16 protein-coding genes and 1 pseudogene are annotated in these 21,714 nt (G+C 62.3%); 1 reads left to right on the forward strand and 16 read right to left on the reverse strand.

The genetic code is table 11. The features are described from left to right. Positions 1-104: 104 nt before the first annotated feature. Complete coding sequence (locus tag HHJ18_RS15345; protein ID WP_296916725.1) at positions 105-1,973, reverse strand: potassium transporter Kup; 1,869 nt, start codon at positions 1,971-1,973, stop codon at positions 105-107. On the opposite strand from HHJ18_RS15345, the gene HHJ18_RS15350 reads away from it, so the two are divergent. After that, positions 1,966-2,205, forward strand: coding sequence for a hypothetical protein (locus HHJ18_RS15350; protein ID WP_296916726.1), 240 nt, complete (start codon positions 1,966-1,968; stop codon positions 2,203-2,205). The two genes, HHJ18_RS15345 and HHJ18_RS15350, sit on opposite strands and share 8 nt — an antisense overlap. A gap of 70 nt (positions 2,206-2,275) precedes the next feature. On the opposite strand, the gene gshA is transcribed toward HHJ18_RS15350, so the two are convergent. The 15 genes and pseudogenes from gshA to HHJ18_RS21010 all read right to left on the reverse strand — a co-directional run bounded on the left by gshA (position 2,276) and on the right by HHJ18_RS21010 (position 21,631). Continuing rightward, entirely contained in the window at positions 2,276-3,571 is a 1,296-nt protein-coding gene (gene gshA, locus HHJ18_RS15355) for a glutamate--cysteine ligase (RefSeq protein WP_296916727.1), read from the reverse strand. 121 nt (positions 3,572-3,692) lie between these two features. Further along, the gene (locus tag HHJ18_RS15360; protein ID WP_296916728.1) at positions 3,693-5,027 is read right to left on the reverse strand and encodes a glutamate-5-semialdehyde dehydrogenase; all 1,335 of its coding nucleotides are present in this window, start codon (positions 5,025-5,027) and stop codon (positions 3,693-3,695) included. A gap of 39 nt (positions 5,028-5,066) precedes the next feature. Next, positions 5,067-5,672 carry a hemerythrin domain-containing protein gene (locus tag HHJ18_RS15365; RefSeq protein WP_296916729.1) on the reverse strand — a complete coding sequence of 202 codons (606 nt, stop codon included), beginning with the start codon at positions 5,670-5,672 and terminating at the stop codon, positions 5,067-5,069. Beyond that, positions 5,653-6,057 (reverse strand): ribonucleotide reductase subunit alpha, encoded by a 405-nt coding sequence (locus tag HHJ18_RS15370; protein WP_296916730.1) that lies wholly within the window; start codon positions 6,055-6,057, stop codon positions 5,653-5,655. The genes HHJ18_RS15365 and HHJ18_RS15370 overlap by 20 nt, the downstream gene beginning before the upstream one ends. A 53-nt stretch (positions 6,058-6,110) precedes the next feature. Then, the gene (locus HHJ18_RS15375; protein ID WP_296917341.1) at positions 6,111-6,701 is read right to left on the reverse strand and encodes a nitroreductase; all 591 of its coding nucleotides are present in this window, start codon (positions 6,699-6,701) and stop codon (positions 6,111-6,113) included. 112 nt (positions 6,702-6,813) lie between these two features. Next, positions 6,814-8,136, reverse strand: a complete 1,323-nt coding sequence (locus tag HHJ18_RS15380; RefSeq protein ID WP_296916731.1) for an NnrS family protein — start codon at positions 8,134-8,136, stop codon at positions 6,814-6,816. Next, positions 8,133-10,556: an adenosylcobalamin-dependent ribonucleoside-diphosphate reductase gene (locus tag HHJ18_RS15385; RefSeq protein WP_296916732.1), complete on the reverse strand. Its 2,424-nt coding sequence runs from the start codon at positions 10,554-10,556 to the stop codon at positions 8,133-8,135. Before HHJ18_RS15385 ends, HHJ18_RS15380 begins: the two co-directional genes overlap by 4 nt. Positions 10,557-10,733: 177 nt before the next feature. Then, positions 10,734-10,858, reverse strand: a pseudogene (locus HHJ18_RS15390) (nitronate monooxygenase); the annotation flags it as partial. A 136-nt stretch (positions 10,859-10,994) separates the two neighbouring features. After that, a complete protein-coding gene (locus HHJ18_RS15395; protein WP_296916733.1) occupies positions 10,995-11,855 on the reverse strand; it encodes a peptidylprolyl isomerase in 861 nt (286 codons plus the stop codon). A 26-nt stretch (positions 11,856-11,881) separates the two neighbouring features. Beyond that, entirely contained in the window at positions 11,882-12,601 is a 720-nt protein-coding gene (gene narI / locus HHJ18_RS15400; RefSeq protein WP_296916734.1) for a respiratory nitrate reductase subunit gamma, read from the reverse strand. After that, positions 12,598-13,305 (reverse strand): nitrate reductase molybdenum cofactor assembly chaperone, encoded by a 708-nt coding sequence (gene narJ, locus HHJ18_RS15405; protein ID WP_296916735.1) that lies wholly within the window; start codon positions 13,303-13,305, stop codon positions 12,598-12,600. The genes narI and narJ overlap by 4 nt, the downstream gene beginning before the upstream one ends. Positions 13,306-13,308: 3 nt before the next feature. Then, a complete protein-coding gene (gene narH / locus HHJ18_RS15410) occupies positions 13,309-14,841 on the reverse strand; it encodes a nitrate reductase subunit beta (RefSeq protein ID WP_296916736.1) in 1,533 nt (510 codons plus the stop codon). After that, positions 14,838-18,656 carry a nitrate reductase subunit alpha gene (locus HHJ18_RS15415; protein WP_296916737.1) on the reverse strand — a complete coding sequence of 1,273 codons (3,819 nt, stop codon included), beginning with the start codon at positions 18,654-18,656 and terminating at the stop codon, positions 14,838-14,840. The genes narH and HHJ18_RS15415 overlap by 4 nt, the downstream gene beginning before the upstream one ends. A gap of 56 nt (positions 18,657-18,712) precedes the next feature. Next, positions 18,713-20,341, reverse strand: a complete 1,629-nt coding sequence (locus HHJ18_RS21005; RefSeq protein ID WP_366558843.1) for an antiporter — start codon at positions 20,339-20,341, stop codon at positions 18,713-18,715. A gap of 27 nt (positions 20,342-20,368) precedes the next feature. After that, entirely contained in the window at positions 20,369-21,631 is a 1,263-nt protein-coding gene (locus HHJ18_RS21010; RefSeq protein WP_366558844.1) for a nitrate/nitrite transporter, read from the reverse strand. Positions 21,632-21,714 lie beyond the last annotated feature (83 nt).

Raw genomic sequence — 21,714 nt, forward strand, 5'->3', positions numbered from 1 at the left:
AGGGTGAAGCAGGGACGCCACTCAGGGGATTGGCGCCGCCGCCTTGCTATTAATTAAATAGCTGTCAGCGCCCATTTCTATTGGCTTGCAACCCTAAATCGCCCTCAAATCTCGATCTTGCTGCCCAATTCCACCACCGCGTTATTAGGCAGGTTCAGGAAGCCCGCCGCACCGCTTGCGTTGTGATGCATCTGCGCGAACAGTTTCTCGCGCCAGGGCGCCATGCCGCTGCCCAGCGTCGGTATCACGACATCGCGCGACAGGAAGTAGCTGGTGGTCATGGGATCAAGTTCGCAGCCGCGACCCCTGATCTGCTGCAGGGCTCTGGGCAGATCCAGATCGTTCTTGAAACCGTAGTGCAGGCTAACTTGCCAGCAGTCATGGCCCAGGGTTTCAATTTCAAGCCGCTTGTTCATGCCAATCCAGGGGACCTCGTGGTAGCGCACCGTCACAAACAGGTTCTGCAAGTGCAGCACCTTGTTGTGCTTGAGGTTGTGCAGCAGCGCGTTGGGGACGATGCCCGGCTCGGCGGTCATGAAGACGGCGGTGCCTTCCACCCGAACCGGTGGACTGACAAACACGGCGTCCAGGAAACTGGGCAAGTCGATGGCGTCGCTGCGCATCTTTTCGTTCAGCAGTTGGCGCCCCTGCTTCCAGGTAGCCATCACCGTATACATTGCGCCCGCCAGCACGAGAGGAAACCAGCCACCCTGCGCGATCTTCAGCGAGTTGGACGCAAAAAATGCCAGGTCAATCACGAGAAAGAAGCCGCTGGCCGCGAGGCACAACCACAGCGGGTAGCCCCAGCCGTAGCGCACCACGAAGAAAGTCAGCACCGTGGTTATAACCATGACCAGGCTGACCGAGATACCGTAGGCTGCGGCCAACGCGGAAGACGAGCCGAACAGGCCCACCGCAGCGACGACCCCGGCCAGCAACATCCAGTTCACTGCGGGGATATAGATTTGCCCGGTGTCGCGGATCGAGGTGTGGAGAATGTTCAGGCGCGGCAGAAAACCAAGCTGGATGGTCTGCTTGGTCGCCGAAAATGCGCCCGAGATAAGGGCCTGCGAGGCGATCACGGTGGCCGCCGTGGCCAGCCCCACCATGGGCATCAGGGCCCAGTCGGGCGTCATCAGGTAGAACGGATTTTCCGCCGCTTTGGGGTTGGACAGCACCAGCGCACCCTGGCCGAAGTAGTTGAGCATCAATGACGGCATCACCAGACCGAACCAGGCCAGCCGGATCGGCAGCTTGCCGAAATGGCCCATGTCTGCATACAGCGCCTCGGCACCGGTGACGCACAGAAACACCGCACCCAGCGTGATGAAAGCCACGGTGTAGTGCTCGGACGCAAAGCGCAGCGCATGCACCGGCAGCACCGCCACCAGCACCTGCGGGTTCTGCACGATCTGCAACACCCCGGTAACGGCGATGGCAAGAAACCAGACGACAGTGATGGGACCGAAGAACTTGCCGATGTCTGCTGTGCCCCGGCGCTGTACTGCAAACAGCAGCACCAGCACCACCAGCGAGATCGGCACCACGAAGGGCTTGGCCGCAGGCGTCAGGATTTCCAGGCCCTCCACCGCCGACAGCACCGAAATGGCCGGGGTGATGATGCCGTCACCAAAAAATAGCGCTACGCCGAACACGCCAACCATCAGCAGAACACTGCGCAGGCGCGGCTGGTCCTTGACCGACTGCGAGGCCAGCGCCAGCAAGGCCATCAGTCCGCCCTCGCCACTGTTGTCGGCGCGCATGATCAGCACGACGTACTTGATGGAGACCACGATGGTCAGGGTCCAGAAGAACAGCGACAACACGCCAAGAATGTTGGCTTGCGTGATCGGCACATGGCCACTCACGAAAACCTCCTTGAAGGCGTAAAGGACGCTGGTTCCGATGTCGCCGTAAACGACACCTATGGCGCCTAGTGTGAGCGCCGGGAGTGATGATTTTTTGGTGGCCACAAAGATTTATGATTTTGCCGCTCAAACCGCACAAAAGCGGCCGCTCGCGATGGGGGCGGGGTTAAGTTGGGGAACGCTATTTTGCGCCCGGCTGGCTGATTTTGCGGGCGGCGGCCAGCAGCGTCACGACAAAACAGGGATTTGTGGCAGAGAAACAACTCGTAACAAAAATCCTGGTAGCCGAATCAGAACAGGCGCTTGCGGCGCCCTCATTTTGCTATTTTTTCAATAGCAGCTAGCGCCCGTCCATCATGGCTTAGACATAAAAAAGTACGAAAATCTTTTTCACCGGGCGACTCGGCTCAGTCGTAGACCTCGGCGTTGGGATCGGTCGCTTCGAGCTCATAACTGGCGGCCAGCATGGCGAGCCGGCCAATCACCCCGTACATGTAAAAGCGGTTGGGGCTGCTGGAGCCGGGTTTTTCACCGGGCTGCGGCAGCCGGCCGCTGTCGGCAAAGGCCAGCGGTGCAAAGCTTGCGCCCGGCGCGTTGAGGTTTTCGTCGACGCCGCGCTCGGCGTGCACACGGTAAAAGCCGCCGACCACGTAACGGTCCATCAGGTAGACCACCGGCTCGGCCACCGCGTCGTTGACGCGTTCGTTGGTCAGCACGCCTTCCTGGATGATGACTTCGGACAGCGCCTGGCCGTCCTTGGTCGTACTCATCTTGTTTCTGGTCTTGCGGTTCAACGCGGCCAGGTCTTTCACGTCGTGCACTGTCATGATGCCCATGCCGTCGGTGCCGTTGTCGGCCTTGACCACGACAAAGGGCTTTTCGTTGATGCCGTATTCCTTGTACTTGCGCTTGATCTTGGTCAGCAGCGCGTCGACGTTGGTGGTCAGGCAATCCATGCCGGTTTCTTCGGAAAAATTGACCTCGCCGCAGCGCGCGAACATCGGGTTGATGAGCCAGGGGTCTATGCCCAGCAACTTGCCAAAGCGCTTGGCGACCTCCTCGTAAGCCTTGAAATGGCGTGACTTGCGCCGCACCGACCAGCCCGCATGCAGCGGCGGCAGCAGGTATTGCTCGTTCAGGTCTTCCAGCATGCCGGGAATGCCCGCCGACAGGTCGTTGTTCAGCAAAATGGTGCAGGGGTCGAAGTCTTTCAGGCCGAGGCGCCGGTCTGTGCGGATCAGCGGCTCTAGCGTGATGGACTCGCCGGTTGGCAGGTTTAGCGTGGTCGGCTCGTTGATGTCAGGGCTGAGCGAGCCGAAACGCACGTTGAGGCCGGCCTGGTGAAAAATCCGCTTGAGTTGCAGCACGTTGGCCAGATAAAAGCTGTTGCGCGGGTGGTTTTCCGGCACCACCAGCAGGTTGCGCGCTTCCGGGCAGATTTTTTCAATGGCCGCCATGGCCGCCTGTACCGCCAGCGGCAGCATCTCGGGCGCCAGGTTGTTCCAGCCGCCGGGAAACAGGTTGGTGTCTACCGGCGCCAGCTTGAAACCGGCGTTGCGGATGTCCACCGAGCAGTAAAACGGCGGCGTGTGCTCCATCCATTCGAGCCGGAACCAGCGCTCGATAGCCGGCGTGAAATCCAGAATGCGCTGCTCGAGTTCGTTAATGGGGCCGTTCAGGGCAGTAATGAGGTGCGGGACCATGCGGTCACTTTCAAAAGAGAGATGTTGCTATTAGACCCGTTCCGGATCCATCCGGATGTCAAAAAAATGGGGCCGAGCGTGCCGGATGCAAGGCAGGACTGGCCAGCGCCGTCAAACCCGCTCAGACCCGCACTTCACCCTGGCCCAGCACCACGTACTTGAGCGAAGTCAGCCCTTCGATGCCGACCGGCCCGCGTGCATGAAACTTGTCGGTACTGATGCCGATTTCCGCGCCCAGGCCGAACTCGAAGCCGTCGGCAAAGCGGGTGCTGGCGTTAACCATCACGCTGGCTGAATCTACCTCGCGCAAGAAACGCTGGGCGTGCATGTGGTCGCGCGTGACGATGGCGTCGGTGTGGTGGCTGGAGTACTGGTTGATGTGGGCAATCGCCGCGTCAACGCCGGCCACCAGCTTGATGCTGATGACCGGCGCCAGGTATTCCTGGTACCAGTCCTGCTCGACTGCCGGCACGATATTTGCTATCAACTTAATAGCTGCTTGCGCCCGCAGGATATGGGCTGCAGCCTCATCACAACGCATTTCCACGCCCTTGGCGGCGTAGATGGCGGCAATCAGGGGCAGAAATTCCTCAGCCACAGCACGCGCCACCAGCAATCCTTCGGTGGCATTGCAGGGGCTGTATTTTTGCGTTTTGGCGTTGTCGGCGATCTTCACGGCCATGGCGATGTCGCAGGGGTCATCGACATAGACATGGCAGTTACCGTCCAGGTGCTTGATGACCGGCACCTTGGCGCCTGCACTGATGCGTTCGATCAGGCCCTTGCCACCGCGCGGAATGATGAGGTCCACATACTGCGCCATGGTGATGAGATGGCCGACCGCTTCCCGGTCGGTGGTCGGCACCAGTTGCACCGCGTCTGCTGGCAGGCCGGCGCCGGCCAGGGCTTGCTGCACCAGCGCGGCCAGCGCCTGGTTGGACTCGATCGCCTCGGAGCCGCCGCGCAAGATGCAGGCGTTGCCGCTCTTGATGGCCAGGCTGGCCGCTTCAATCGTCACATTCGGGCGGCTCTCGTAAATCATGCCGAACACGCCAATCGGCACGCGCATCTGGCCGACGCGAATGCCGCTGGGCTGCTGCTTCATGCCGATGATCTCGCCGATCACGTCGGGCATGGCGGCGAGCTGCTCGCAGCCCAGCGCCACGGTTTCAATATCTTTGGCACCGAGCTTGAGCCTGTCCAGCAGCGGCCCGGCAAGTCCGGGGGCGCCGGCCCGGTCAAGGTCGCGCTGGTTGGCGGCCTGCAACATGGGCAGGTTTTGGCGCAGCAAGGCGGCCAAACCCAGAAGCGCTCTGTTTTTAATAGCCGCCGGTGCCCGTGCCACCTGCGAAGAAGCCGCTTTTGCCTTAAAACCCATGGTTTGCATGAGGTTTAGCAACTCGCTGCCGGCTTCGCTGGCCGGAGGGATGACGGGAAAAAGAGTTGACGCGTTCATGCTGGTATTCTGCCTGCAACAGGCGGCAGAGCATCGGCCTTACTTTTTCGACGCGACGCCCCGGCGCTGCATCATGTCCTCGCTCATGGCCGCCAGCGCTGCCGGCGACAAGTTGTCACGAGCGGCCGGATAAACCACGCGGTCTTCGTCAGCCAGGTGTTGCTGGTACAGGGCTGCGAATTGATTCAGCGCTTCGGCCTGGGCCGGCGTGAGCGGCATCCAGCCTGATTCAGCGCCTTCAGCAATGGCCAGCAGCGTGCGGCGGGTCTCGGCCCACGCATGCTCCATCTGCCGATGGTCCTGCATCAGCCGCTGTACCAGCGCGCGCAGGGCGGCATCCGGCCCCGCCAGCAGGGGCGGAAACACATGCAGTTCCTCGTCCTGGTGGTGCAGCGGCGCGGCGATATCGAAATAGCGCATCACGTCGCGGGCGGCCTGACGAGCGGGCTCGTCACAGCCTTTGTCCAGCAGGTGCTGCTGCAGCTTACCCTGCAGGTTCAGCATGCGCTCGACCCGGTCATGGCAGGTGGCCAACATTGCAAAAGGCTCCTCAAACCCGGCGGCAGGCGCGCGGTGGCCAGGCAGTGACACCGGGCGGGTGGTGGCGCGGGCAGCGTGGCGCATGTCAGCCCATCTGGACGGCATGGCCTTGCGAGTCGAAAGGAATGTAGGCGCCGTGTTCGCCGCGCTTGATGGCCTCCACCATGCGCTGCAACGGCTCCTCAGCGTCCTCGGAGGTCGGCGCCCGGTTCACGGTGCCGGACATGGCGGCGGCAAACACAATGCCCCAGTCGTGGCCAAACTGGCTGGATTCTTCGATCAGCGTGGCGAAAGACGCCAGTTCGTCGGGGCGCTTGTCCACGCACATCAGCGGCACCAGAGCGCCGCCCTGCCTAACCTCAAAGCGCTCGCGCTGTGCGGAGGTTGCGTCGTCAGGCAGTTCAACGCCGGCAAAGACAAACAGCAGGCGCTGCGGCTCAGGTTGGGCGCGGGCGGCCTGTAGAAGGTCGTCAAAACTCGAAATAGTCATAGTGGATGCATCCAGTCATGAAAAAAAGCGCAAGGCCCGTATTGCCCCGCTTATTAGAAACCTGTCGTCTTTTTCTCGTCGGCAGAAAGGCTACTCAGAAAGTCGGCCGGCGCCGGCCGAAAGCGGGCGATTTTGCGCGATTGCACGGTACCGATACTGGTGAAACACAGCGCATGTTCCCCGTCGCCCAAACCGAACAGTGCGCGCAGTCCGGCGAACTTCAGGGCCTTGCCGCTGGTCAGCGCCGAGCCAAAACCGAGCGCGGTGGCCATCAGCAGCATGTTCTGCACCGCGCAGCCGGCGGAAACGATGCGTTCGAACAGGTCAATGTCTGGGTCGCCGCGCAGCCCATCGACCACCACCAGCAACAGCAAGGGCGAGCGCTGCGCCTTGTCACGCGCCCGCGCCAGCTGCTCTGGCGTGGCGGCGCCATCGCGCTCGAGCAGCGCGGCAGCAAAGACCTCCGCCAGCCGGTCGCGCGCATCGGCGGGCACCAGCACGAAGCGCCAGGGCAGCAGCTGGCCGTGGTCGGGCGCGCTGGCGGCGGCGCCGAAAATCAGCGCCAGCTGCTCCGCGTCGGGGCCGGGCGGCGCCAGGCGCTTGGGCAGTATGGTCTGGCGCGTCTGCATGAGGGCCGCCACCATCGCGGTCAGCTCCTTGCCAGCCTGCGCCGCATCGAGCGACGTGGCGTCCGGAGGCACAGCGGCATTGTCAACAGGGCTTGTCACAGCGTTTTCCTTACCAAGGCGATCCAGCTTACCCCGGCCGTCCATCGACGCGCAGGCGGCCGTACCAGCCGGCCTGGCGCAGCCCCCAGACCGCCATGACGCCGGCCCACAGCAGCGCCGCCGGCAGCAGCAGCCATAGGGCCAGTGCAGCTTGCGCGGCGGCCGCCAGGCGCAACAGCGTGGCTGCCTGCAACAGCCAGAACAGCGACCAGACCAGGCGGTCGGCCACCAGGGCGCGCCCGCTGTGGCCGCAGGACACGCGCGTGACCATGGCAAACATCAGCGACGCCAGGCAGCCCATGGTGAGGGCATGCAGCGCGCCCAGCGCCAACACCGGCGCGCCCTGCAGCCAACCCAAAAGTTGCGCGGAGCCGCCCAGCAGCAAGGCCAGACCGAACCAGAGAAAACCGATGTGCAGCATGGCCAGCAGGCGGTTCTTCAGACTTTGCACCAGCCCCCAGACGAGCGCCAGCCACAGCAGCACCGCGCCTGCCGCCATCTCAAAAATGCCGCGCGCCAGCAGCCACAGCGTGGCGGCGCCGCCCGGTAGCGGGCCGGCCAGCTCGACCCAGACGGCGGTAGCCTCAAAGGCCGCTGCGGCCAGCATCAGCCACAACACCCAAAACGGGCGCCAGGCGGCGATGAAAGGCATGGCGCTAGAAGTAAAAAACGGGATCATGCGGTGCGCCACCGTGACAAACACCACCAGCACGAAGCCCCACAGGCCGGTCAGCAGGCAGGCCCGGGCCACGGCGGGAAAACCCAGCAGCAAATTGAGCGCCAGACCAGCCAGGCTCAGGCAACCGACGACGCAGGCCACGCCTATGGCGCGCGCATGCAACTGGTCTTCGGCCTGGCTGCGCCGGATCAGGCCCCAAAACAGGCCCGTCACCCAGGCCAGACCGATCCACACCAGCAACAGTCCGGCGAGTGCCGTCAGACCGTGCAGATGCACGGCGATCAGCCACAACGTCCAGCCGATAGCCTGCAGCAGCAGCGGCACCAGCACCTGCCTGGCCGCCAATGGCTGCACGCCCAGCCATTTGGGGCCAGCCGTGAATAAAAAACCCGAGAAAAACAGCGGAAGAAAGCCGAAAGTCATTACCGCGCCATGGGCCAGCGAGGGCGCCACGGCGTAAGGCAGCGCCACGGCGGCGCTGACCCGGTCCAACTGCACCAGCGCCCACCACGCGCCCGAACTCACCAGCACCGCCATGGCCAGAAAGAACCCCAGCCGGTGCGGCGCCAGCAGCAGGTAGCGGGCGCGCCAGCGCGGGTCAAGCAGCGCGCGCGCGGCGGCGGAAGGCTTGCCGGGGGTCACCCGCGAAGGGGAGACCGGGGGAAAATTCATCCGCAGGTTCCCAGATGGCCGCACTGGGTGCAATAGTCGCAGCCGTCCTTGCGGATCACGGCATGGGCGCCGCATTCACTGCATTTCTTGCCGGCCATCACCGGCGGCGACAGTGCCGAGGTGGCTTGCTGCTCGACCTCGGGCGCTGCGTGGGCGGCCGGCTGGCTGGCGCGCCGCGTGATGATGTTCTGCACCGCATAAGCGATCGCCGCCACCTCCGAGTCGTGCCACAGCGGCACGCGCGTGCCGTCGAGCTTTTCGTAGGTGCCGAGGCGCACCGGGCCGCGGTCCCACGCCACCTTGCGCATATCGCTAAGGGCGCGCTCCAGAAAGCCGCCGCGCGCGGCCAGCGACAGCATGCGCATGCTGGAGGTGATCCACTGCTGCGACTCGCCGCTTTGGCCGACCGGCATGAAGAACTCGATGGCACGGTCTACCGTGCCCGCGCCATTGGCGGCCGGCACCGGCAGAAACGACACCAGCAGGTACAAGGTCTTGTGGCCTTCCTGCGTCCAGTATTCGACCTTTTCCGCCACCGCCGCCAGTGCGCCTTTGGGGCGGCTTTCGATCACCGTGCGCATCGGATCGACGGCCGCCACGGGCGCAGCCACTTCAGGCGCCGCATGCACTTCCAGCACCGAGCCGAGAATGGCGTTGGGCCGGTAGGTGGCCAGGCCTTTCAGGCGCGCGCGCCAAGCCTGCTGGTACAGGCCCTTGAAGTCGTCATACGGGTAGTCGGCCGGCACGTTGACGGTCTTGGAGATCGCCGTGTCGACAAAGGGCTGCACCGCCTCCATCATGGCGATGTGGCTGGCCGCCGACATGTCGAGCGCCGATACAAAGTAGTCGGGCAGCTTGTCGACATCCCCGCCAAGCTCGCGGTAAAGCCGCCAGGCGTGGTCTTCCACCGCGTAATCCGTAGTGCTGCCGTCGGACTCGCGCTTCTTGCGCCGATACATCCACGAGAACGCCGGCTCGATGCCGTTGGAGGCGTTGTCGGCAAAGGCCAGGCTGACCGTGCCGGTGGGCGCAATCGACAGCAGGTGGCTGTTGCGAATGCCTTGCGCGCGTATGGCTTTTTGCAAGGCGGGCGGCAGCCGGCTGGCAAAGGTGCCGGGGGCGAGGTAGCCGGCGGCGTCGAATTTGGCGAAAGCGCCTTTTTCCTTGGCCAGCGCCACCGAAGCGGTGTAGGCAGCATCGCGCATGCGCACGGCAATGCGGGCGGCCATCTCGCGGCCCTCAGGGGCGTCGTAGCGCAGGCGCAGCATGGTCAGCGCATTGCCCAGGCCGGTAAAACCCACGCCAATCCGGCGCTTGGCGCTTGATTCGGCCTGCTGCTGCGGCAGCGGCCAGAACGTCACGTCGAGCACGTTGTCGAGTGCGCGCACCTGGGTCGCGACCGACTTTTCGAAGGCCTCGAAGTCAAACGCCGGCTCGCCGTCGAAACCGAAAGGCTGGCGCACAAAACGCGTCAGGATGATCGGGCCGAGGTCGCAGCAACCATAGGGTGGCAGCGGCTGTTCGCCGCAAGGATTGGTTGCGGCAATCGACTCGCAGTAACGCAGGTTGTTGTCCTGGTTGATGTTGTCCAGAAACAAAATGCCGGGTTCGGCAAAGTCGTAGGCGGAACGCATCACGGTGTCCCACAACTCTCGCGCGGCCACGGTCTGGTAGGCCCACAGGCCGTCAGCGCGCTGGAACGCGCCTTGCGCAATCAGCGCTGCGCCGGGCTTGGCCTTGTGCACCAGCTCCCAGGGCTGGTCGTCGGCGAGTGCCTGCATGAAGGCGTCCGACATGCCGACGGAGACATTGAAGTTGTTCCAGCGGCCGGGGGTGCGCTTGGCGGTGATGAACTCCTGCACATCGGGATGGTCGATGCGCAGCACGCCCATCTGCGCGCCACGCCGCGCGCCGGCGCTCTCGACGGTGGAGCAGGACTGGTCAAACACGTTGATGTAACTGCACGGACCGGAGGCCATCGACGAGGTGCCCTTGACCTCGGCGTTGCGCGGCCGAATGCGCGAAAAATCGTAACCCACGCCACCGCCGCGCCGCATCGTCTCAGCGGCCTCGCGCAGCGCTTCGTAAATGCCGGGGTAGCCGTCGGCGTCGACGCCCTGGATGCAGTCGCCGACCGGCTGCACAAAACAGTTGATCAGCGTCGCCTGGATGGCGGTGCCGGCCGCGCTCATGATGCGGCCCGCGCCAATAGCGCCGGCATGCAGGTTTTCCAGGAACAGCGCCTCGTGCCTGGCGCGATCAGCTTCCTTCTCAACCGAGGCCAGGGCGCGCGCCACGCGGCGGTAGATGTCTTCCATGCCGCTTTCGCCAGGCTTGAGGTATTTTTCTTTCAGCACGTCATGGCTGATGGGCTGGGTCGCTGTCAGGTCTTGCGGCCGGCCAAAACTATCACGTTTCATTTAAATGGGCTCCATGGAAATCGTTGCCGGTCGAATGCCGCCCGGCAAGCATTGCATCAACTCTTGTACCGGCAGCGGCCGGCACTACGAAAAAACAGGCCGTTGCGCGCGTCGCCGTCAAAAGCACAACCGAGCTGCTGGTCGATACAGAACGGGGTCATGTTGCCTGGGCTTGAGGCGAAGGTATTTGTTGAACCAAGGATTGGCACGGCGCGCGCCGGAGGACCGGCAACACTGACAAACTCCACCAAAGCTTCCGGCTCGGCTTGGGCCAGCACCTGCTTAAAGGCAGGGTCAGCATCGCTTAAGAATAACCGCAAAACCAGAGCTGAATTGTACGGCCGAGGCGCCGGCGTGGCAGCAGTGATGCCTTGATCTGCCTCAAAAACAGCCTGATCGACCGACTTACCGCTGTTACCTCAGTTACCTCAGTTACCGCTATTGCACCAGCGGTGAATCAGCGCTTTGAAGATCCACGCCCTCGACCAGCGCCTGACCTACCAGCAAACTCATGTATTGATGCAAGCCGCGGCCGCGCGACTGCAGCGCCAGCAGAACGGCAATGCGCTCGCGTACTTCCTCGTAGGCGGGCAGTCGCCCGCTGCGGCGCTCCAGCACGTCGACGATGTGAAAACCGAAGCGCGTGTGAAACAGCCGAGGCTGAACGCCCGTGCCGGTCTGCGCATGCTGGAGGTGAAACAGCTCCGTCGCCAGCTCGGGCGCGCAGTCGTCCGGGCCAATCCAGCCGAGGTCACCGCCCTGCGCGCTGGTCGGGCAGTTTGATAACTCGACGGCCAGCCGCGCAAAACGTTCAGGGTGAACGCCCTTGTGCGAGAGTTCCAGCAATGCGCGCTCGGCATGTACCGAAAGCGCCTGTACGTTGACGCCCGGTGTGACGGCAAACAGGATGTGCCGCACATGCAGCGTCTGACCCACCACAAACTGCGGCTGGTGGGCTTCGTAATAACGCCGACCCTCGTCTTCAGTGGGCTGGGGCGTGCGCACCTCAGCGTCGACCATGGCCTCGATGACCTGGCGCTCAGGCTCGCCGAGCTTGGGGGCGGTCAAGCCGGTGTGCCGTGGCAACAGCCCTTGCAGTACCGCCTGCTGGCGCAGCAGTTCGGCGTATGCCAGCTCACGCAGTGTGGCCGTATCCGGGCATTGCCCGGGCCCATGCAGGGCAATGCCATTGATGCTGGCGCTTGGCAGCTCACGCGGCGTGGCCGTAGCGGCGCATTGGCAGGCACTGGTGCCGCAGCCCTGGAACGCGGTTACAGCCGCGGTAGTTGGGACGTTCATGGAATTGGCCTTGTTCATGGGGAGTTTTAACGCGCGCCGGACGACTTGGCCCCGGGCACGCCGAGGCGCCGGCTGCGCACCACCTGGTAGGGGCGAAACAGGTAGCCGACCGAGGCAAAACCGCTCCACACGTGGACCAGTCGACTGAACGGAAACAGCAGGAAGATCGTCATGCCGAACACAATGTGAAACAAGTAGGGCCAGGGCAGACCGGCCAGCGCAGCTGCATCAACCGCGCGCAAAGTCAGGATGCGCTGTGCCCAGTCGGCCAGGATCAGCATCACGCTGCCGTCCGAGTGCGCCCAGGAGAACGGCAAGGTGATCAGCCCGACCACCAGCTGCACCCAGAGGATCAGCAAAATCGCCAGGTCGGTCTTGTGGCTGGTATAGCGGATGCGCTCGTCAAACATGCGGCGGTAGATCAGCATCGACAAGCCGATGAAACACAGCACGCCGAAAGCACCGCCCGAGTAGATGGCCATCTTTTGCTTGACCGATGCTTCCAGAAAGTGGGCGTAAAACGCGTGCGGTGCCAGCAAGCCGACCAGATGGCCGAAGAACAGAAACAGGATGCCGACGTGAAACAGGTTGCTGCCCCATCGCAGCAGGCCGCTGCGCAGCAGTTGTGAGGAATCGCTCTTCCAGGTGTATTGGTCGCGGTCGAAGCGGATCAGGCTGCCAAGCAGAAACACCGTCAAGCAGATGTAGGGATAGACGCCAAAAAGAAAACCTTGCAGCGTGGTCATGCTTGTGCTCCTTGGGCGGGTCGTGGTCCACGTGCGGCGTTAGGCACGATATGAATAGGTTGCGGCTGACCGGGTTTGGCCTGGCCTTTGGACGAGCAGCCATCGAACACGACGGGCTCTTCCCACACAGCGTCTATCGGCTCTTCAGCGGCGACTTCAACCGGCTGGGCCTTTTCTCCGGCGAGCTCCAGCAAGGCGCCCAGCACGCAGGCGTACGCGCTGCCGCGCTGCTGCAATGCCGAGAAGATGGCATTGAAAATATGCGCCATTTCAGCCAGAAATTCGCGCGCCTCGCGCGGCGGCTGGGTCGAGGTGAATTCAAGCACTACCGGCAGAAAGTCAGGCATTTCGCCTTCGGCCAGGAACATGCCTGCTTTTTCGTAAGTCTGCGCCAGGTCGATCATGGCCGGCCCGCGCTCGCGCGAGTCGCCGTGCACATGTTCAAACAGATGCAGCGACGTGGAACGTCCGCGGTCGAAGAGCTCGACATAGGCGGCTTCCACGTCCAGCGGCGCGGCACGCGCCAGCGACGCCATCAAGGCGTCAAGCTCGGCCAGCCGCTGCGGCGGCAAGGCGCGCTCTTGGTGCAGCGCGTCGCACAGTTCCGCAAGGTGGCCGCGCAGTTCGGCATCGGGGTAACCGAGCAGCCGCGCCAAAACGCGCAGGCTTTTCGATGCCACCGGGGAATGGGTAAAAAGTGCCATGATTCAGACCTCCACCTTGATGGGAATAGTGCGTTTGCGGTTGCCACCGAACAGGCTGACGTCGCTGGCGCCGTCGGAGCAGCCGTTGCCAAATGAGAAGCCGCAACCGCCGCGCATGTCGAATGCGTTCTCGGCGTATTCGCGGTGGCTGCTCGGAATTACGAAGCGGTCTTCGTAATTGGCAATGGCCATGACGTGGTACATCTCCTCGACCTCGGCCACTGTCAAACCAGCTTGCGCCAGCACGGCCAGGTTCTGCTCTTTGTCCACATGCTTGCTGCGCTGATAGGAGCGCATCGCCAGCATGCGCTGCAACGAGCGAATCACCGGCGCGGTGTCGCCTGCCGTCAGCAGATTGGCCAGGTACTGCACCGGAATGCGCATTTGCGCGATGTCGGGCAACTCGCCGTTGATGCCGACCTGCCCGGCGTTGGCCGCCGAGGTGATGGGCGAGAGCGGTGGCACATACCAAACCATGGGCAGCGTGCGGTACTCTGGGTGCAACGGCAGCGCGACCTTCCAATCGATAGCCATCTTGTAGACCGGGCTCTTGCGCGCCCCGTCAAGCCAGGCCTCAGGAATGCCGTCCAGGCGCGCTTGCGCAATCACGGCCGGATCATGCGGGTTCAGGAAAATGTCGAGCTGCGCCTGGTACAAATCCTTCTCGTCAGCAACGCTGGCGGCTTCCTGAATGCGGTCGGCGTCATACAGCACCACGCCTAGGTAGCGAATGCGTCCCACACAGGTTTCGCTGCACACCGTCGGCTGGCCGGCCTCGATGCGCGGGTAGCAGAAGGTACATTTTTCGGCCTTGCCGCTTTTCCAGTTGTAATAGATCTTCTTGTACGGGCAACCCGACACGCACATACGCCAGCCGCGGCATTTGTCTTGGTCGATCAGCACGATGCCGTCTTCCTCGCGCTTGTAGATGGAGCCCGAAGGGCACGATGCCACACAGGTTGGATTCAGGCAGTGCTCGCACAGGCGCGGCAAGTACATCATGAAAGTGTTTTCAAACTGGCCGACCATGTCCAGCTGGGCCTGCTCGAAGTTCGCCAGGTTGGCATCCTTGCTGCGCTTGGAGAACTCGCCGCCCAGAATTTCCTCCCAGTTCGGACCCCACTCAATTTTCTCCATGCGCTTGCCGGTGATCAAGCTGCGCGGCCGTGCCGTCGGTGTCGCCTTCATCTCGGGCGCCGACTGCAAATGGTCATAGTCGAAGGTAAAGGGTTCGTAGTAGTCGTCGATCTGCGGCATGTTCGGATTGGCGAAAAGACGCATCAAGAGCTTCCACTTGCCGCCTTGGCGCGGTTCGATCGAACCGTCGGCCTTGCGATGCCAGCCGCCATTCCACCTGTCCTGGTTTTCCCATTCCTTGGGGTAGCCAATGCCGGGCTTGGTTTCGACGTTGTTGAACCAGGCGTATTCCATGCCCGGCCGGCTGGTCCAGACGTTCTTGCAGGTTACCGAGCAGGTGTGGCAACCAATGCACTTGTCCAGATTGAGCACCATGCCGATTTGTGCGCGTACCTTCATGCTGCTTCTCCCAGTTTTTGCACGGCCTCAGCGCGGTCGTCATCGCGTGGCGTGTCTAGCCAGTCGACCTTGTCCATCTTGCGCACGACGACGAATTCGTCGCGGTTGGTGCCTATCGTTCCGTAGTAGTTGAAGCCGTAGGACAGCTGCGCATAGCCGCCGATCATGTGGGTCGGCTTGAGCACAATGCGTGTGACCGAGTTGTGAATGCCGCCGCGCTGGCCGGTGATTTCCGAACCGGGCGTATTGACGATCTTTTCCTGCGCGTGGTACATCATCACCATGCCGGGCTTGACACGCTGGCTGACGACAGCCCGCGCGGCAATCGCGCCATTTACGTTGTAGAGCTCGATCCAGTCGTTGTCTTCCACACCGATCAGCTTGGCGTCGTCCTCACTGAGCCAGACGATCGGGCCGCCCCGGCTCAGCGTGAGCATCAGCAAGTTGTCGGTGTAGGTCGAGTGAATGCCCCACTTCTGGTGCGGTGTGATGAAGTTCAGCAGTATCTCGGTATTGCCGTTAGAACGGATGCCGTGCACGCCGGCAGTCGCCTTCAGGTTCACCGGCGGACGGTAGCTGGCCAGGCCCTCGCCAAAGGCCAGCATCCAAGGGTGATCCTGGTAGAACTGCTGACGCCCGGTCAGGGTGCGCCAGGGGATCAGCTCGTTCACGTTGGTGTAGCCGGCGTTGTACGACACGGTCTCGGACTCGATGCCGCTCCAGGTCGGTGAGCTGATGATCTTGCGCGGCTGCGCCTGGATGTCCCGAAAGCGGATCTTCTCGTCTTCGCGGTGAATTGCCAGGTGCGCGTGCTCGCGCCCGGTCTGCTTCGACAACGCGTTCCAGGCTTTGACCGCCACATGGCCGTTGGTTTCAGGCGCCAACTGCAGCACCATCTCGCAGGCGTCAATGTCGCTGTCAATTCGCGGCATACCCAGCGTCACGCCAGGCTCGGTCACCAGTCCGTTCAACTGCCCAAGCTGTTTAACCTCGGTTTCGGTATTCCACGAAATGCCTTTGCCGCCGTTGCCGACTTTGTTTAGCAGCGGGCCGACCGCCGTGAAGCGCTTGTACACATTCGGATAGTCGCGTTCGACCACTTGCATTTGCGGCGCCGTCTTGCCCGGAACCAGCTCGCACTCGCCGCGCTTCCAGTCCTTCACCTCGAAAGGCTGGGCCAGTTCACCGGGAGAGTCGTGCATCAGCGGCGTCAACACCATTTCACGCTCGACCCCCAGGTGGCCATCGCAGAGTTCGCTGAATTTTTTGGCAAAGCCTTTGTAGATTTCCCAGTCGCTTTTCGACTGCCACACGGGGTCCACGGCGGTGGACAGCGGATGAATGAAGGGATGCATGTCGCTGGTGTTGAGATCGTTCTTTTCGTACCAGGTCGCGGTCGGCAACACGATATCCGAATACAGGCAGGTTGTGCTCATGCGGAAGTCCAGCGTCACCAGCAGGTCGAGTTTGCCTTCAGGCGCCTTGTCATGCCAGACCACTTCCTCGGGCTTGCCATCCTCGGCACCCAGGTCCTTGCCCTGCACACCGTTGTCGGTACCCAGCAGGTGCTTGAGGAAATACTCATGGCCCTTGCCCGACGAGCCAATGATGTTGGAGCGCCAGACAAACATGTTGCGCGGCCAGTTGGCGGGATGGTCCGGGTCTTCGCAGCTCAGCCTCAAGGTGCCGTCCTGGAGCGATTTCACCACATAGTCTTTCGCGTCCAGGCCGGCGGCCTGCGCGTCTTTTACCACCTGCATCGGGTTGGTCTGCAACTGCGGCGCGCTGGGCAACCAGCCCATGCGTTCGGCGCGCACGTTGTAGTCGATCATGCTGCCGCCGTAGAGTTTTTTGTCGGCCAGCGGCGACAGCACTTCATCGACGCCGAGCTTTTCATAACGCCACTGGTTGGTGTGCGCATAAAAAAAGCTGGTCGAGTTCATCTGACGTGGTGGACGGATCCAGTCGAGCGCGAAGGCCAGCGGGGTCCAGCCGGTCTGCGGACGCAGCTTCTCCTGGCCCACGTAGTGCGCCCAGCCGCCACCGCTTTTCCCGATGCAGCCGCACATCATCAGCATGTTGATGACGCTGCGGTAGTTCATGTCACTGTGGTACCAGTGGTTCATGCCGGCGCCGATGATAACCATGGACCGCCCTTCGGTCTTCTCGGCGTTTTCGGCGAACTGGCGCGCCACGGTGATCACCTGGTCACGCGGCACGCCGGTAATCTGTTCCTGCCACGCTGGCGTGTAGGGCGTGTTGTCGTTGAAATCGCTGGCAGCCAGTTCACCCGGCAGCCCGCGCGGAATGCCGTATTGCGCGGCCTGCAAATCAAACACCGTGGCGACCAGCGCCGAGCGCTCCTCGCCAGCCTTGCCGAGCGCAATGCGCTGCACTGGCACCGTGCGTACCAGCACATCGCCCTGCTCGTTGTTGGGAAAATGCTCGTGGTGAATGCCGCCGAAATAGGGGAAGCCGACCTTGGCGCTGTCCCGGCCAGGCGCATCGCCTTCAAGCACAGACAGCTTGAGTGTTACGTCTTGGCCCTTGCGCGCTTCCTTGGACTCGAGGTTCCACTGGCCCGCATCGGCGCGGCCATCAGGGCCCCAGCGAAAACCGATGGCGCCGTTGGGCAAGACGACCTTGCCCTGCGCATCAAACGCAACGGTCTTCCACTCGGGGTTGTTGGCCTGACCGAGCTTGCCATTGAAGTCCGACGCGCGCACGTAGCGGTCCGGCACCAGGATGGTCTCGCCGTTTTCCAGCTGGTGCTCTTTGAGCATGACCAGCATCGGCAGGTCTGTGTAGCGGCGCGCGTAGTCGTCGAAATAGGCCGAGCGCGGCCGGCCGTTGCCGCCAAAGTAGAAGTCTTTCAAAATCACATGGCCCATCGCCATGGCGACGGCGGCGTCGGTGCCCTGCTTGGGGTGCAGCCACAGGTCCGAGAGCTTGGCGACCTCGGAATAGTCGGGGGTTATCGCCACCGTCTTACATCCCTTGTAACGCACCTCGGTGAAAAAGTGCGCATCCGGCGTGCGCGTCTGCGGCACGTTCGAGCCCCAGGCAATGATGAAACTCGAGTTGTACCAGTCGGCTGACTCGGGCACGTCGGTCTGCTCGCCCCAGACCTGCGGGCTGCTGGGAGGCAGGTCGCAGTACCAGTCGTAAAAGCTCATGCAGACGCCGCCTATCAGCGACAGGTAGCGCGAACCGGCGGCATAGCTGACCATGGACATCGCCGGGATCGGCGAGAAGCCGATGATGCGGTCGGCGCCATGCTGCTTGATGGTGTAGACATTGGACGCGGCGATGAGTTCATTGACTTCTTCCCAGCTGGAACGCACAAAGCCACCCAGGCCGCGCACGCTCTGGTAGTCGCGCCGCTTGGCGTCGTCCTGCACCACGGCGGCCCAGGCCTCGACCGGTGCCAGGCTCAAGCGTGCTTCGCGCCAGTGCTTTAGCAGGCGCGCGCGAATCATCGGGTACTTGACGCGGTTGGCGCTGTACAAATACCAGCTGTAGCTGGCGCCGCGCGAGCAGCCGCGCGGTTCGTGGTTGGGCATGTCCCAGCGCGTGCGCGGGTAGTCGGTCTGCTGGGTTTCCCAGGTCACGATGCCGCCCTTGACGTAAATCTTCCACGAGCAGGAACCGGTGCAGTTGACGCCGTGCGTGCTGCGCACGATCTTGTCGTGCGCCCAGCGGTTGCGGTAGGCGTCTTCCCAAGTGCGGTCTTCAGCTGTGGTGACGCCGTGATTGCCTGAAAACGATTCCCGCGGATTGGAAAAGTGGCTTAGTCGATCCAAAAAATGACTCATTTAACGCTCCAGTAATACGGTAAAAAAGCGGCTTTAACAGTGGGTTAATCCCCGCATCAAGGGTTTTTGATTGCTGCGCCGGCGCGCAGGTAGAACCACCAGTTAAGCACCAGGCACAGCGCGTAGAAGATGGCAAAACCGTACATCGCGTTCTCGGGCGTTCCGGCCTTGATCTGCGCACCAATCACCACCGGGGCGATGAAGGCGCCATAGGCGGCAATGGCCGAGGTCCAGCCGAGTACCGGGCCGGCCTGCTGGCGGTCGAAGATCACACCTATGGTGCGAAAGGTGGAGCCGTTACCGATGCCGCTGGCGGCAAAAAGCAGCACGAACAACACCATGAAGATCAGGAAGTACTGTTCGGGCGCGGAGGACTTGTAGGCCAGCAACATCACATAACCGACCGCCGCAGAGGCCGCGACCATGATGGCTGAAATGATCTGGGTGACGATGGAGCCGCCAACCTTATCGGCAATCCAGCCGCCCACAGGACGGATCAGCGCGCCGACAAAAGGGCCAATCCAGGCATACGTCAAGGCCGAAGGCGCGTTCGGATTTTTCAGCGTGTGCTGCATGACGCCGGCGGCGTCGGGGACGTGGCTGACGCCGAAAATCACCGTGATCGCCAGCGGCAGCGCCATCGAAAAGCCGATGAAGGAGCCGAAGGTGACGATATACAGAAGGGTGAGCGACCATGTGTGCTTGTTGCGAAAAATAGCGAACTGCTTGGCAATGCTTTCCTTCATCGGACCGAAGGCAGTCAGCTTCAATACCATCAAAGTGCTGACGATGATCAGCGGCATAGCGATCCACATGTTCAGCAGGCCGAGTCCCGTTGGCTTGGGCAGGTAAAGGTAGAGCCCGACGCCGGCCGGCACAAAAGACAGGGTGTAGAGCCAGATGATTTTGAGGAAAGCTGGGATGGTTCCACCGATTGCGGGCGACACCGTCGTGAGATTGTTCATGCCGAAAAAGCACAGGATGGACAGAGGCACCAGCGACAGCAGCCAGGTGAAGCCGGCGTTCTGAATCCAGGTTGGCGTTCCGGCGGCAATCTTGCCGAAGATCCAGCCACTGTCTTTGACCAGCGTCATCGGCTCGCCGCCAAAGCTGCCGAAGACGCTCAAGGTCATGACCAGCGGAATCACGACCTGCATGGCCGTCACGCCGAAGTTGCCCAGGCCGGCGTTAAGACCCAGCGCCGTGCCCTGCAGCCGCTTTGGGAAAAAGGTGCTGATATTGGACATCGAGCTGGCGAAGTTGCCGCCGCCCACGCCCGACCACAGCGCCATCAGCTGGAAAGACCAAAGCGGCCATTCAGGGTGCTGCAGCACGATGCCCGTGCCGATGGCGGGCGCCAGCAGCATTGAGGTTGTCAGGAAGATGGTGTTGCGCCCGCCAGCAAGGCGGATCAGGAAGGAGGCCGGAATCCGCATGGTGGCGCCGGCCAGACCCGCGATAGCCGTGAGCGTGAACAGCTCGGCTTGGCTGAAGGGAAAGCCCAGGTTCAGCATCTGCACCGTGATGATGCCCCACATGCCCCATACGGCGAAGCCGCAGAGCAGGCTGGGTATGGATATCCAGAGGTTGCGGTAAGCAATGCGTTTGCCAGTGCTCTCCCAGAACTGCTCTTCCTCAGGGTGCCAGTCGGTGATATCGGCACGGGAATTCGTTGTTGCGTTCATGAGGGTTCTTTCGGAATAGGTGGGGTCTCAGGCCTGCGCGCCGACCGCGTTGCGGCCCATGACTTCAGTGCGTCGCACCTCGGTCCAGTACATCCAGATCAGCGAGACCCAGACCACGCCGTACATCAGCATGAAAGCGCTGGAGCGAATGCCTGTGAGGTCCATCAATGCACCGAAGATGATGGGCAGCACAAAGCCCCCTAGCCCGCCCGCCAAGCCTACGATGCCGCTGATGGCACCAATGTTGGCACCGTAGTCGTCGCTGATGTACTTGAAGACGCTGGCCTTGCCGAAGGCAAAGGCCACACCAAGAATGGCCATCAACGCGGTAAACGCGTACACATTCAGGCCGATGTGGAAAGTGCTGGGTCCATTGACCGTCATCACCGTGAGATCGGTCTGCGGGTAGGACAGCAGAAACAGGCAGACCCAGCTGACCCACATCACCCACCAGGTCACGCTGTGCGCGCCATACTTGTCTGACAGCACGCCGCCTACGGCGCGCAGCACACCGCCCGGCAGGGAAAAGCAGGCTGCCAGCAGAGCCGCCAGGCGGATGTCAAGGCCAAACTCGCCCACGTAGTACTGCACCATCCACAGCGACAGCGCGACATAGCCGCCGAACACGATGCTGTAGTACTGACAGTATTTGAGAACTTTCGGGTCTTTTAGCGACTTCAATTGGTCACTGAACTTGACATGGCTGGGCACCCGATGCGACGGGTCGCTGTGGCTGAACAGCCAGAACAGCACCAGCGCGCCCAGCATGATGACCGCATAGACCTGTGGCACCATGGCCCAGCCAAACGCCACCAGCAGCACCGGCGCGACGAATTTATTCACCGCGGCGCCCGAATTTCCTGCACCGTAGACGCCCATCGCCATGCCCTGCCGGTTCTTGGGGAACCAGCGTGCCACGTAAGGCGTCCCGACTGAAAACGAACCGCCTGCCAGACCCACGAACAAGCCGATTACCAGGAAGTGCCAGTACGCAGTGGCATAACTCATGAGCCAGATCGCCGGCACTGTGGCGGCCATCAGGATGGCCATCACGATGCGACCGCCGTAGCGGTCGGTCCAGATGCCAAGCGGCACGCGAATGAGCGATCCCGTCAGTACCGGCGTGGCCGCGAGCAGGCCGAACTCCGTGGCGTTGAGGTTGAGCATCTTCTTGATCGGGATGCCGATGACGCCGAACATCATCCAGACCATGAAGCAGACGGTGAAGGCCAGCGTGCTGACGATCAGCACCGACCACGCTTTTTTTGATTTGCTCAGTTCCGAGGCCATGTTTTTCTCCAAAGACATGGCATGACTGTCGGGTTTTCCCGCCCCTTTGAACATCCTCCTTTGGAACGTGGCGGTGCGGCAAA

The organism is Polaromonas sp., from assembly GCF_012927455.1.
GTDB lineage: Bacteria > Pseudomonadota > Gammaproteobacteria > Burkholderiales > Burkholderiaceae_C > Polaromonas.

Bases quoted from the DNA above. Each gene is read 5' to 3' on its own strand.
- gshA (WP_296916727.1), bottom strand. From the start codon at position 3,571: ATGGTCCCGCACCTCATTACTGCCCTGAACGGCCCCATTAACGAACTC.
- HHJ18_RS15360 (WP_296916728.1), bottom strand. From the start codon at position 5,027: ATGAACGCGTCAACTCTTTTTCCCGTCATCCCTCCGGCCAGCGAAGCC.
- HHJ18_RS15365 (WP_296916729.1), bottom strand. From the start codon at position 5,672: ATGCCGTCCAGATGGGCTGACATGCGCCACGCTGCCCGCGCCACCACC.
- HHJ18_RS15370 (WP_296916730.1), bottom strand. From the start codon at position 6,057: ATGACTATTTCGAGTTTTGACGACCTTCTACAGGCCGCCCGCGCCCAA.
- HHJ18_RS15375 (WP_296917341.1), bottom strand. From the start codon at position 6,701: ATGGTGGCGGCCCTCATGCAGACGCGCCAGACCATACTGCCCAAGCGC.
- HHJ18_RS15380 (WP_296916731.1), bottom strand. From the start codon at position 8,136: ATGAATTTTCCCCCGGTCTCCCCTTCGCGGGTGACCCCCGGCAAGCCT.
- HHJ18_RS15385 (WP_296916732.1), bottom strand. From the start codon at position 10,556: ATGAAACGTGATAGTTTTGGCCGGCCGCAAGACCTGACAGCGACCCAG.
- HHJ18_RS15395 (WP_296916733.1), bottom strand. From the start codon at position 11,855: ATGAACGTCCCAACTACCGCGGCTGTAACCGCGTTCCAGGGCTGCGGC.
- narI (WP_296916734.1), bottom strand. From the start codon at position 12,601: ATGACCACGCTGCAAGGTTTTCTTTTTGGCGTCTATCCCTACATCTGC.
- narJ (WP_296916735.1), bottom strand. From the start codon at position 13,305: ATGGCACTTTTTACCCATTCCCCGGTGGCATCGAAAAGCCTGCGCGTT.
- narH (WP_296916736.1), bottom strand. From the start codon at position 14,841: ATGAAGGTACGCGCACAAATCGGCATGGTGCTCAATCTGGACAAGTGC.
- HHJ18_RS15415 (WP_296916737.1), bottom strand. From the start codon at position 18,656: ATGAGTCATTTTTTGGATCGACTAAGCCACTTTTCCAATCCGCGGGAA.
- HHJ18_RS21005 (WP_366558843.1), bottom strand. From the start codon at position 20,341: ATGAACGCAACAACGAATTCCCGTGCCGATATCACCGACTGGCACCCT.
- HHJ18_RS21010 (WP_366558844.1), bottom strand. From the start codon at position 21,631: ATGGCCTCGGAACTGAGCAAATCAAAAAAAGCGTGGTCGGTGCTGATC.